Consider the following 13125-nt stretch of genomic DNA (forward strand, 5'->3'; position numbering starts at 1 on the left):
AACCGAATATATTTAATCTATTAAAACAGCAGGAAAGCTATATAAAACATTAATTTTAAATGGAAATTTAATTAAGGAAGGAATCTATGCAAAAGGTAAATGCAATAGGTCTGATTGACCGAACTACTCTAAATAAACACCATAAACTACTCGTATTTTGGTGCTCTATCATTATGTTATTTGATGGATATGACCTCGTTATTTATGGTTCTGTCTTACCTCATTTAATGACAGAGTGGGCCTTATCGCCTCAAACAGCAGGTCTTCTTGGTGCAGCATCATTAATGGGCATGATGATAGGCGCCGTGACATTAGGAATGGCTGCAGATAAGTTTGGTCGTAAAAACATCATTATATTTTGTGTTATTTTAGCTAGCATTGCCATAGCACTGAATGGATTTGCACACAATACTCAGACTTTCTTTATATGTCGTTTATTCACTGGAATAGGTTTGGGCGGTGCCGTACCTAATTTAGTTACCATCATCAAAGAAATGTCACCCAATACCCATCGTAATCGTCTAATTACCTTAATGCTTTCATTTTACGGTGTAGGTGCAATACTTTCGGGTATATCTGGCTTATTTTTTATCCCACGTTTTGGATGGCAAATTACATTTTGGGTAGCAGGCTTATTCATTTTTGTTATTCCGTTTATATATAAAACATTTCCTGAATCGATTAGCTATTTAATACATAAAAATCGTCAAGCTGATGTTGTCAAAACGTTAGAAAAATTCAATCCACAGCATCAACATCAACCAGAAATGCAATATGTAGTTGATTTAACTCCCCCTTCACAAAAGATCCCTGTAATTGGTCTGTTCACAGAAGGAAAAGGTTTAGGAACATTATTAATCTGGTGCGGTTTCGCCATGGTCATGTTAATGGTATACGGCCTTAATACATGGCTGCCAAAATTAATGAATGTCGGAGGCTATTCTTTAGGTTCGAGTATTTCTTTTCTAGTAACTTTAAATATTGGCGCTATTTTAGGAACACTTATCTTTGGTATTATTGCAGATAAAATCGGTACCAAAAAAGCACTGATTTTGGGTTATTTACTGTCTGTTCTTTCTATCAGTTGTCTTGGATTCCATCCTCCAGCAATCCTATTAACCCTTCTTCTTATTATTGCTGGTGGTGCGACTGTAGGCACAATGGCAGTCATACATGCCTTAGCAGCAGACTTCTATCCTACCAATATTCGTTCAACAGGTGTAAGTTTTTCAGCTGCTATGGGACGTTTTGGGGCCATTTCCGGCCCGTTGTTTGGTGGTTTTCTTTTAGCTGTCAATCTACCGTTTGAACAGAATTTTATGGTCTTTTCGATTCCTGGCATTATTGGCGCTATTTCAATTGCTTTGTTTAAACATCGCAAATCTTCAGCAATACAACAGGCAGTGAAGAGTTAAATTCTCTACTACTTTTCAGATGTCCCCTAAATTTAGATTATTTTTGCGAAGGATCGACAGAGATAATCTAAATTTAAACTACAGCTATCTTCCGTTAAATTCGGCAATAAAACTCTTTACTACCTTGTTTATATAAATCTATCTAAAAATAGTAAGCATAAAGGACACGAGTAATAAAAAGTTATCAATATCTAGATATTGGTATGAAAAATGCTTGAATTAAATAGGCATTTTTTGTTCCACGATAGAAGGGAGTTCTTTGATGTCTAGCAAATTGGAAATAACAAATAATGAATTAGATCTATTTTCTGAAATCATATGGCGCCTACGAAAATCAGAAAGTAATCATGAAAATATGCGACAACAAATACTCATTGATATTACCAGATTACTCAAATCAGATTTTGGGGCATCTCATATCTATGACTGCCATCAAGCAAGGTCTACCAAAGGTATTTCAATTAATATTGACTCTAAAATGATTCAAGAATATGAAAGTCATTTATATATTAGTGACTTTGTCACACGGAAAATGAGAGAACACCGTAAAGCCGCTTGTGTTGATAATCTCATTGATAGAAAAATACTTGAAGTTAGCGAACATTATAATGAGTTTCTTAAACCATGTGGCATGCACCATGGTATGAATGTTTTCTTTGTTAGTCAGAATCATGATATTGGTGACTTAAGAATTTGGCGGAGTGCTGACCAACCACCTTTTGATATAAAAGATTTGATGCTTATTAATGCATTAACTCCTTATTTTGAAGAATCGTTATCGGCTATTTCACCAAGGCCTACTAAACTGACACAACGTGAAATTTCAGTAGTAGAACATGTCGCAAAAGGTTGTAGTGATAAAGAAATCGCACGATTGATGGGAATTGAGTTCACCACCGTACGCACACATTTAAAGAATGCAATGCATAAAACTGGAGCTAGTAATAGAACTGATTTAGCAATTCGTGGTTTGATGCGTTGTTAAACTCATCATTTTTGAGGATGTGTTGAAAATCATTTTTATGGGTAAATCAGATAACGATACCACGGCGGTGTCGCATTAATCTGAGGGACTCAAAATGTCTAAAATGATACCACTTTTGACATTTGCAATTACATCAACAGTATCAAATATATCAAGAGCTGAAACACTACCTCCTCTTTATACATTGAGTGCAGAGCAAACTGCTCAAGCTATTTGTAATAAAAAGATTTCTAGCGAAGAGGTTGTGAAATATTGGGGTAAACGAATCGAAGACAGACCTCAACTGAATGCATTTATCACAATAGATAAACAATATGCAGAGAATGAGGCTAAAAAAATTGATGCTCGACTTGCTAATGGCGGTACGTGCCGCCCATTAGAAGGTGTGCCAGTTGCAATTAAAGACAATATTCAGGTCGTTGGTTTCCCTAATACTGCAGGCACCCCAGCATTACGCAACTTTAAGCCAACACACAATGCTCCTATCATTAATCAATTATTGAAAGCTGGGGCAATTGTCATCGGCAAAACCAATATGCATGAATTAGCTTTTGGTGCGACTGGTTACAATACGGCTTATCATATTTCTGGTGTTATCGGTGTAAGAAATGCGTTTGATCAAAGCCGTATCGCTGGTGGGTCATCTTCAGGTAATGCTGCAGCATTAGGTGCACGTATGGTACCAATCGCAGTTGGTACTGACACAGGCGGTTCAACTCGTGAACCTTGTGCACTCAATGGATGCGTTGGATTTAGACCAACGGTAGGTCGTTATAGTGGACATGGAATTACTCCTATTTCAACGACACGTGACACTGCTGGCCCCATGGCTAACACCGTTAGTGATGTAATTCTGCTTGATTCAATTATGAGCGGAAAATCACCATTACCCGCTAAACCTGCCTCTAAAATCAGACTAGGGCTACCCGACTTTTTTTGGGCAAATCTAGATGATGATGTCCGTATTAAAGCAAATGATGCAATTGAAGCACTGAAAGCTTCTGGCGTTGAAGTTGTACCAGTTAAAATGCCTGAAATTCAAAGTTTAGTAGCAACAGTAGCAACGCCTGTTGCTATCGTAGAAGCAAAAAAAGCCCTTAAGAATTATCTGAAAGAACAAAAGACTGGAATTACCATTGATCAAATGGTAACTCAAATTTCTAGTCCTGATGTTCAAGGTATTTTTCATGACATGGTAATGCCTGTGAAGATTCCAGGCAAAGATGGGAAGATGACTTCCGCAGAACCCGTTTATAAAAAGGCAATCAAGGATGGACTGCCTAAACTGGCCAAACTTTATAAGACTACCTTCGAAGAAAATAAAATTGATGGATTACTGTTCCCGACAGTTCCAGAAGTTGCAATTAAAACAGGTCCTGAAGTAGGAACACCTGAACATTTTCTTAGAATCATTCGCAATACTGATCCAAGCAGCAATGTCAGCATGCCAGGGATCAGTATCCCTGTAGGGTTAGGACCAAAAACCCAACTTCCTGTCGGCATGGAAATTGACGGAATGCCCGGCAAGGATGCAGAAATTCTCTCTATCGCTAAAACCCTAGAATCTATTTGGGGTCCTAGTCCAATTCCTGAAATTGCTCATTGAGTTTATTTACTAAACCGAGAGCTTTTCACGCTGTAATCTTATTCAGGGAAAAATTATGAAAACAGTTAATTATGTTACGGACAATTTATTTTCATATCGTTATTTAAGTATTGTTTTATTGTTCGCAGGTGGTTTTTTATCAGCAGGCATTAATAATGCCAATGCAGATAATGAAGTATTTAAACCTCATGTTGTAATTACTAATCAAACAGTTGGAAATCTTGATACAGGTCCACGTCCACATTCTTTTGCTAATGCTGGAGCAATATTTACCGGTGCAGACGTCAATTTGGGGAAATTAATGGGTAATGATGCTGGTACTCTGCAATTTGAATACACTTTCTTCCCTTGGCTCCATAACACAGGTTTGCAATCATCAACCAAATGGCAAGGTGCAGCAGGAAGCGCATTTGCTGGTGCAACACTACATAATGATATTGATTCTACAGGATACCTTTCCTTATTTGCGTACAATCAAATGCTGTTAGATGACCACTTACAAATCACCTTGGGTCGAACCAACGCTCAACGATATTTCTATATCTCCAGTTGTGGCGCTATGATTGCATGTAATGACCCACTATTTATGTATACAACCGGTATTCTTCCATACCCTTATGGTAGTTGGGGAGCTTATTCAAAGTATAAAATGGATAATGGATTTTATACTCATGGTGGTGTATTTGAATCCACCCCGCAAGATTATGCAAATAAAACTAACGGCTTGCAGTGGGGCTTAGATGGATCAAGTAAGGCAACAAGCTTATTCGGTTTCGGTCACCAAGAGACAATCGCCCAAAATCCTTTACCACACAAATATGAATTAAATGTATTTTCTAATAGTGCTAAACAAGTTGATAGTGATAGTGGGAAAGAACATAACAGTAAAGGTATTCTCTTTCGCTTTAATCAAACCATTTATAATAATAATCCAACCTCGAAAGACCTAGATAAAGCATGGCAAGTATTTGGTGCTTGGTCTTGGAATGCTGACGAATTTCAGCCATTCCAACAATTTATTGAAGCTGGTATTTCTAGGATTGGTCCCTTTGGACGCCCTCAAGATTCGGTAAATTTGAAAGCAAGCTATTTACGATTATCCGAGAAACAAGCTGAATTCCAAACGCAACAAAGACTGGATGCTACTGGCATTGACCAGAATACTTCACGTGGAGAATCTCGTGTTGAATTAAATATGCATTGGCAAGCTACTAATTATTTAGCGGTTGAACCAAGTATCCAATATATCTTTAACCCGAGCAATTTTTACAACCCTACTGCAAAACCTAATAAAGATGGTGCAGTTGTAGGACTACAAATTGTTTATAACTTAGGTGGACGTTTAGGGCTTTAAACAAATAAGTAAAAGGCATTGTTCTAGTGGAATCAATTCTATTAGTGGAGTTGATTCCGATCTAATATTAAGTTAATAAAAGTAATTTCCGTCTTGTTTTGACTCAATAACTTTCTTCTTAAAAAAAAACCAGCTCTAAAACTGGTATAGAAATAGAATTCAAAAGCGACATTAGTACCAAATAACAAGCATATTCAAACTAGCCCATCTTTATATAGTTAAGATGATTTTAATTGATATTAGGTAATATATTCTTTATTCAATTGACTTACGCTAGGACAACCAATTTGAGCCAATGTTCGGTCTACATCTTGCTTAAGTAGCTGGATCACATCATCTACCCCCGCCTCACCATTTGCAGCCAATCCATATAATGTTGCACGCCCTAAACACACCATATTCGCACCTAGACATAGTGCTTTAACGATATCAGAACCTCTTCTAAAGCCACTATCGATAAGAACAGGCTGCTCAATGGTTTGAGAAACCTCATATAAAGTCTCCATCGGTGAAATACTACAGTCTAACTGGCGTCCACCATGATTTGACAAGATCACGCCATCAGCCCCCGCTTCTATTGCCTTTAACGCATCTTCCTGACGCACAAGACCTTTTACCAATAACGTATGAGGCCAGAGATCACGTATTTTTTTCAAACTTTCTAGATTAAAAGTAGTATCCATCTGCCTCTTGAGTAAGGCATTTTGTACTTCTAAGCTATGTGCTTCTGATGATTCAAAATTGGCTAATTTAGGCATGCCCTGCGAGAGAAAACGTAACGACCAACCAGGATGCATCATTCCATCCAAAATCAAACTCGGTGAAAATTTTAACGGTATAGCAAATCCATTTCGAATATCACGTTCTCTATAGCCATTTACCCCCACATCCAGCGTAATAATTAAAGTTGTATAACCTGCACTTAAAGCTCTTTGCACCATTTTCACAGCAAGTTCTTGATGTACAACATATAACTGAAACCATTTTTCTCCATCACAGCTTTTAGCAACTGCTTCAATAGACATATTTGAAGCGGTGGACAGCATAAAAGGAATATTGGCTTTCGCTGCACTTTTCGCAAGTATGCTATCAGCATGCGGCCAAAGTGAACTATTCAGTCCTGTGGGTGCAATTGCAAAAGGCGCATCCCATTTTTTATTGAAAATTTTACAGGAAATATCGCGCTGACTAATGTCAACGAGTCGCTTAGGTTTTAATCGAAACTGATCAAATATAGTACGGTTATGATTTAAACCTTTTTCATCTTCGGCTCCACCTTCAAGATAATCAAAAATAATCCTCGGCAACGTTCGCTTTGCCTGAAGTCGATAATCTTCTACATTAATCAGCTTTCGAGACAAGATATTCTCCTTTTCATGGTAAGTAACTACTATTTTGAATTTTCAGTGCCAGTGCTTATTTTTACTGGTTTTACCAATTCCCGGATTTAAAGTATTGGTCGGATCGATTTGTTTGAGGTGTGCCTGATAGTCAGGTGATGCTTGATAAAGATGCCCAACATTATGCTCTGCGGGATATTTTGCACCGCGCTGCTCCAAATAGGTCAATACTTCCTCTTTGAACTGGTGTGCATCTACTCCTTCTTTGAGCAAATAATCTTGATGACAAACAAAACAGAAAAAATGTCCACAACAACTTTCCATCTGCACTTGATCTTGCAAATGCTGAGGTAAGTTGATTAACCATTGCTCATCATTGCGTCTAAAGGCAACATCAAAGGAAACCAAACGTTGATTCGGATCAATTCCTTGACTATCTGCATAATAGATAATGCATCCACCAACAGCGAAACGGATAAGGAATATATTTTTTTCTTCTTTTTTATTACATTCGATAAACTGTTCTGATTGACCTGAAAAGAACTTTAGTAATTGCTGCTGAATCTCTTCATTCTTTTTTATATCTATTTTCAGCATCAGCAGATGTTCATATTGATGATGAAACTGCTGCAATCGTGGCTCAATCCATGACGGAGTCAGACGGTTAAACAACTGAATAAAACGGTCTAACGTATTATTGGGTAAAACAGGTATACGTTTAAAAAAACCATCGACTTTCGCTTTAAGTGCAAATAATTCAGGAATTTTTCCTGCACCAAAGACATCAATCGCTTTGTACATGTGTTTGGCATAGTGTTGCGTTAGTTCAAAAGCATTTTTATGGATATATTCAGCCTGACTTGGGAGCTCGGATAAATTTTCTAGTAAGTATTTGCGCAACTGAATCAACTGTAATTCATCATTGCTACCAATCAAATAGGTAGTCGTTTCAGCAGCAGCTTGAAAAGTTGGTAAACGTACAGCAAAGACGGCCAGTTTGCCCGAACAACCAGAACTTTCATGTAAATATTCGGGATTCCCGTTATAGCGTGTCGGTGTGGGCGAAGTGGTATCTCTTAAATTTTCAGCATAATTTTCTGCCCAAATTCGCCCCTGCCATCCTTCATTTTTTTTTGTTAGATAAGTTTGGTTTTCTAAATTTTTGAAAATTTCTTCAGGGCTTTCTCCTAAGTCAATACCTAAATGATTGACTAATTTTAAATTTCCTTCGGCATCAATCTGAGCAAACAAGGATTTTTCCGTATAAGCTGGCCCTCGATGAATCAAAGATCCACCCGAATTATTACATATTCCGCCAATCACAGATGCGCCAATACAAGATGAACCAATCACTGAATGGGGCTCACGGTTGAATGGTTTCAAAGCATTTTCAAGTTCGGTTAATGTTGTTCCTGGAAATGCAAGCACTTGCGTTGCGTCTTCGAGCAACTGCAAGCCTTTTAATTTTTTTGTACTTACCACCACAACATCACGATCATAGTCATTAGAGTCAGGAGTGGATCCACCTGTAACTCCCGTATTAGAAGCTTGTAAGATCATAATCAGATCATGTTTAACGCATTTTTCTAATATGTACCAAAGTTCCAATAAAGTGTCAGGAATCAACACAGCAACTGCTTCACCTTTCCCAACTCTAAATCCTTTTAAGTAGGGAGACTTTGCAATTTCATCGGTTAAGATTTGGTGTGATTTCAATATACTCTGAAATTCTCTTATCCAATCCCTATTTTGCATTGTGATACTCCCTACACATAATTCACTGACTTATTTACAATCAGCTGTTACTACTTCGATTAGCACTGGGTGATCTGCATTCAAAGCTTTTTGGAATGTCTCAACAAAATCCTGATCGCTTCGAACGCTATACGCATCGACGCCATATCCCTTAGCAATTTGGGTAAAATCAATATCAGGAACATCCATTCCTGGTACATTGTCAGCTTTTAATACACCTGCAAACCAACGTAACGCACCATAAGTGCCATTTTTCAAAATTAGGAAAATGACAGGAATTTTATATTGTGCTGCTGTCCATAAAGCAGTAATACTATAATTTGCGGAACCATCACCAATAATTCCAACCACTCGTCGTTCTGGCTGAGCCAACTGGATGCCAACTGCAGCAGGCATAGCAAAACCAAGACCACCTGCAGCAGCAAAGAAGTAGCTACCCTGTCCTGTAATATTTAAACGTTCCCACAATATTCCATTAGTTGAGGTCGATTCATTCGCAAAAATAACATTATCTGGCACCAATGAATTGATCAAATCAAATAATCGTTCAGGTTGAATGTAATTTCCCTGACTCGGTGCAGCCAATTCATTTTTCTTACGGGAAATAACCTGTGATTTTTTTGTTTCAACCTGATCGCATAAGCGTATTAAGCTATCTTCTAAATCGCCGACATAGCAAACACCCATAGCTGCTCGGGCTGCTTCTTGTACATCACAAGTTAATGCAATGAGCTTAGTTTGATTGCCTAAATATTTACCTGGTTCATATTGGTGATAACGGAATACTGGTGCACCAAATACTAAAACGAGATCATATTGTTCGAATATCTTTGCAATACCATCAATACTTGCAGGTAATATCCCTTGATAATACGCGTGAGTAGTTGGAAATGGACAACGTGGAGAAGAAGGAGCGACCCACACAGGCACATTTAAAGTTTCCGCAAATTTAATTGCACTGTCATTAGCATTCAATCTGTCGACATCTGTGCCAAATACGAGAGCTACCCTTTTAGCCTGATTGATCTGCTCTGCAATAGCATTTATATCTTTTGCAGATAGACATTGTGAGCTGATTACATCTTTTTCTAATAAGTGTTCATTCTGTTCATTTACTTGCACATCCCAATCATCGTAAGGAATTGAAACATAAACAGGACCGGCTGCTTCAGCTTTAGATAAATGAATGGCACGCGTAATAGCGTGAGGCACTTCATGCGCGCTAGCAGGTTCGTGGCTCCATTTCACTAATGGTTTCGGTAACAATGTTGCTTCTAAATTGGTTAGGAGTGGTTCTACACCCATCATCGCTCGGTTTTGCTGTCCAGAGGTAATCACTAAAGGAGTATGTGAATTCCACGCGTTACTCAATGCTCCCATCGCATTTCCCGTGCCGGCAGCTGAGTGCAGATTAACAAATGCAGGCTGACCTATAGCCTGAGCATAACCATCAGCCATCCCGACTACAGCACCTTCATGTAAACCTAAAATATATTGGAAATCAGTAGGGAAATTTTTTAAGAAAGGAAGCTCATTTGAGCCAGGGTTACCAAACACGACTTTAATATTGTTTTTTCTTAAAATGTCATAAGTATATTGGTGGACTGTTTTCACTATAGTTCCTTGCTTGCGATATTATGAATTAATCTTAGAAGCTATAAAAATATAGATCAAATGAATAATAATTATTATAAATTATAGATACTATCTATATTCATAAGTACGCTTAGATATACTATCGAAATATAGGCGAATAAAGATCTGATAGATTTTACGAATATCTTTAGAAAAATCTGGTTCGATCACTATTCAAATAGTGATATTCAATTGTAAGAAATTTAAATTAATTATGGTTCATAGGAATTTAAAAAGGCCATATCAAATAAATGCTATGGCCTTTGAAATTTAACCAATCTTTAAAATTGGTTTGAGTGTTATACCTTGTTGGCTATCGATTGCTGCTTGATTAATATCTTTGAAGTCATAAAATTTGATCAGTTTATCAAATGGAAATTTACCCTGCTGATATAACGCAACCAGTTCTGGAATAAAGCGTTTAGCAACACTATTTCCTTCTACAACTCCCGTGATTGATTTACCTCCAATCAGTAAATCATTTACATCAAAAGCTGCCGTTACCCCTAATGGTGGTGCACCAACAATTGCAATTTTGCCAAGAATTCCAAGCGCATCAATCCCCTGTTTTACAATTTCAGGACGGCCTGTAGATTCTAGTGCAAATTGAACACCACCTTGCGTAATTTCCTTAATTGCTTCAATGGGGTCTTGAACTTTACTATTAATAACATGTGTTGCCCCTAGTTCTTTTGCAAGCGTTAAACGGGACTCCACAATATCGACAGCAATGATCGTAGTTGCTCCACATACTTTTGCAGCAAGCAATGCACTTAATCCAACGGCACCTGCACCCCATGTCACAAAGCTGCTGGCAGGTCTAACACCTAATGCATTTATGACTGCACCTGCGCCTGTCTGTATTCCACATCCCAATGGACCCAATAATTCTAAAGGCACATCTTGAGTGACTTTTACTGCATTATTTTCACGGCTGATCGCATAGGTTGCAAATGAAGATTGCCCAAAAAAATGGTCATGTACTTTATGATGATCGTGTGTACAAATTGCAGAATTCCCTTCGGGATCAGTGCCACCAAAGTTACGACCAAAAAAGTCCTGACAATATGCAGGATTCCCACTGCCACATTGCTCACAAATCCCACAATATCCATAACTAAGAACTACATGATCACCGATTGCTAAATCTTTCACATTTGGACCAATCGCTTCTACAATTCCCGACCCTTCATGTCCTAATACCGCTGGCAAAGGAACAGGATAATATTGATCTCTAACAATTAAATCGGTATGACACATACCTGTTGCTACGATTTTTACCAAAACCTCATCATCTTGGGGTTCACGAATCTGAAGTTGCCTGAGTTCAAAATCTGCACCTTTGCTTTGGGTCACAGCTGCAGTAATCTCAGTAAAATTTGTCATATCTCAACATCCTGTATCAGATTATATTTTTATAAAAACAAGCGTCTTATTCACATTTCCTTTCGTCTGAACCAATAGCACCCTAAAAATAGGATGCTATAGATTCCAAGTGAAATAACATCTAAAACAAAATGTATCTAAGCTTAATCAGATACCAAGTTTTATTTTTGCGCCGTAACCCAATGGGTAGTCGTATATTCTTCAACGATCCATTGATCATTGAAACGGCCTAGACCTGAGTTCTTTTCACCGCCAAATGGGGCGTTAGGATGATCGGCAACTGAAATCTCATTAATATGGGACATACCTGCTTCAATCCCCAATGCAAATTTCACTCCACGTTCATGATTTGAAGTACACACCGCACTCGATAAACCAAATTCAGTGTCATTGGCAAGTTCAAGTGCATGAGCTTCATCACGTGCTTTTAAAATTGGCAGAACTGGACCAAAACTTTCTTCTTTCGCCACAGCAAAATCTGGTTCGACATTAACAAACACATGAGGTCCAACCAAATTGCCCTCAATTCCACCGTCAAAGAATAACGATGCGCCTTCATTTTGTGCTTGCTGAATAATACGGCGAAGATTGTCAGTTTGCTGATTGTTAATAATTGGCCCAACTAGAGTCTCTTCATTGGCTGGATCACCAACTTTAATGTTTGCCAAAGCAGGACGTAATTTTTCTAGGTATTGATCATAAATCTTTTCATCAATGATGACGCGATTGGTACTCATACAAATTTGCCCTTGATGCAAAAAGCGTCCCATTACCGTTAAATTCACTGCAAGGTCTAAATCAGCATCGTCCAAAATTACTAATGGCGCATTGCCTCCAAGTTCTAAGCCAACACGTTTAATCCGTCTGGCAGACATAGCTTTTTCAGCTACTCGCTTGCCGATCTGTGTTGAACCAGTAAATGAAATAAACTTGCTTGTATCATGCTCAACCACATAGTCGCCAATTTCACTGCCTGCCCCGACAATTACATTCAACACACCCGCAGGGGCATTTGCCAATTCAAAAATTTTGGCAATAATCAACCCACCTGTCACAGGCGTATCACTTGCTGGTTTAAGAACAATAGTATTACCCAGAGCAATTGCAGGAATCACCGATCGCATGCTCAAATGGAAAGGGAAATTCCAAGGACTTATGACTGTAATTACACCTAAAGCCTTATGGAATACTTGACTAACTTGTCCCTCATGAGCAGGTTTTAAATCAATTACCTCATTTACAGCATTCGCATATTTTAAAGATGCTTGAGAAATTTTAAGTGCCGCATCTACTTCAATATTCGCTTTGAGTCTTGAACTTCCAGCTTCATTTATTAACCAATCTACAAGAGATTCACGATGTTGTGTAATCACCGCAATAATACGTTCAATCAGAGCTTGACGTTCACTCACAGTGGTTTTTTGCCACGATTTAAACGCTGATTGCGCAGCTTGATATGCTGCATCAACATCTTGTTGGCTTGCTCCTTGAATATCATCAATATGCTGATGAGTATAAGGGTTGGTATTCGTTACAATTTTATTCGATGAACCTTTAATCCATTGTCCATTGATAAATTGTTGGTTAAAACTCTGCGCTAAACTCATGGTATATCCCTTTTTAAAGAAGCAATCCATCTGCTTCATTGT

At 38.1% G+C, this 13125-nt stretch carries 9 protein-coding genes; 4 read left to right on the plus strand and 5 right to left on the minus strand.

Annotated features, from left to right (window positions below; all coding sequences use genetic code 11):
* The first annotated feature begins 86 nt into the window (after positions 1 to 86).
* The 4 genes from AWW73_RS03825 (at position 87) to AWW73_RS03840 (ending at position 5360) form a co-directional block, all read left to right on the plus strand.
* The gene (locus AWW73_RS03825; RefSeq protein ID WP_062848784.1) at positions 87 to 1415 is read left to right on the plus strand and encodes an MFS transporter; all 1329 of its coding nucleotides are present in this window, start codon (positions 87 to 89) and stop codon (positions 1413 to 1415) included.
* A 262-nt stretch (positions 1416 to 1677) separates the two neighbouring features.
* Positions 1678 to 2400: a helix-turn-helix transcriptional regulator gene (locus AWW73_RS03830; RefSeq protein ID WP_062848785.1), complete on the plus strand. Its 723-nt coding sequence runs from the start codon at positions 1678 to 1680 to the stop codon at positions 2398 to 2400.
* A 94-nt stretch (positions 2401 to 2494) separates the two neighbouring features.
* Positions 2495 to 4006: an indoleacetamide hydrolase gene (gene iaaH / locus AWW73_RS03835; RefSeq protein ID WP_062848786.1), complete on the plus strand. Its 1512-nt coding sequence runs from the start codon at positions 2495 to 2497 to the stop codon at positions 4004 to 4006.
* Between the two features lie 118 nt (positions 4007 to 4124).
* The gene (locus tag AWW73_RS03840; RefSeq protein ID WP_240491645.1) at positions 4125 to 5360 is read left to right on the plus strand and encodes a carbohydrate porin; all 1236 of its coding nucleotides are present in this window, start codon (positions 4125 to 4127) and stop codon (positions 5358 to 5360) included.
* A 239-nt stretch (positions 5361 to 5599) separates the two neighbouring features.
* Here AWW73_RS03840 and AWW73_RS03845 read toward each other — a convergent pair whose 3' ends face one another.
* The 5 genes from AWW73_RS03845 to AWW73_RS03865 form a co-directional block, all read right to left on the minus strand.
* Positions 5600 to 6721, minus strand: coding sequence for an alpha-hydroxy-acid oxidizing protein (locus AWW73_RS03845; protein ID WP_062848788.1), 1122 nt, complete (start codon positions 6719 to 6721; stop codon positions 5600 to 5602).
* Between the two features lie 42 nt (positions 6722 to 6763).
* Entirely contained in the window at positions 6764 to 8455 is a 1692-nt protein-coding gene (gene dld / locus AWW73_RS03850) for a D-lactate dehydrogenase (RefSeq protein ID WP_062848789.1), read from the minus strand.
* Between the two features lie 30 nt (positions 8456 to 8485).
* Entirely contained in the window at positions 8486 to 10069 is a 1584-nt protein-coding gene (mdlC, locus tag AWW73_RS03855; protein WP_062848790.1) for a benzoylformate decarboxylase, read from the minus strand.
* Positions 10070 to 10360: 291 nt separating this feature from the next.
* On the minus strand, positions 10361 to 11476 hold the full coding sequence (locus AWW73_RS03860) for an NAD(P)-dependent alcohol dehydrogenase (protein ID WP_005131652.1): 1116 nt from the start codon (positions 11474 to 11476) through the stop codon (positions 10361 to 10363).
* Positions 11477 to 11637: 161 nt separating this feature from the next.
* The gene (locus AWW73_RS03865) at positions 11638 to 13122 is read right to left on the minus strand and encodes an aldehyde dehydrogenase family protein (RefSeq protein WP_081409481.1); all 1485 of its coding nucleotides are present in this window, start codon (positions 13120 to 13122) and stop codon (positions 11638 to 11640) included.
* Positions 13123 to 13125: the final 3 nt, after the last annotated feature.

The organism is Acinetobacter lactucae, assembly GCF_001605885.1.
Lineage (GTDB): Bacteria > Pseudomonadota > Gammaproteobacteria > Pseudomonadales > Moraxellaceae > Acinetobacter > Acinetobacter lactucae.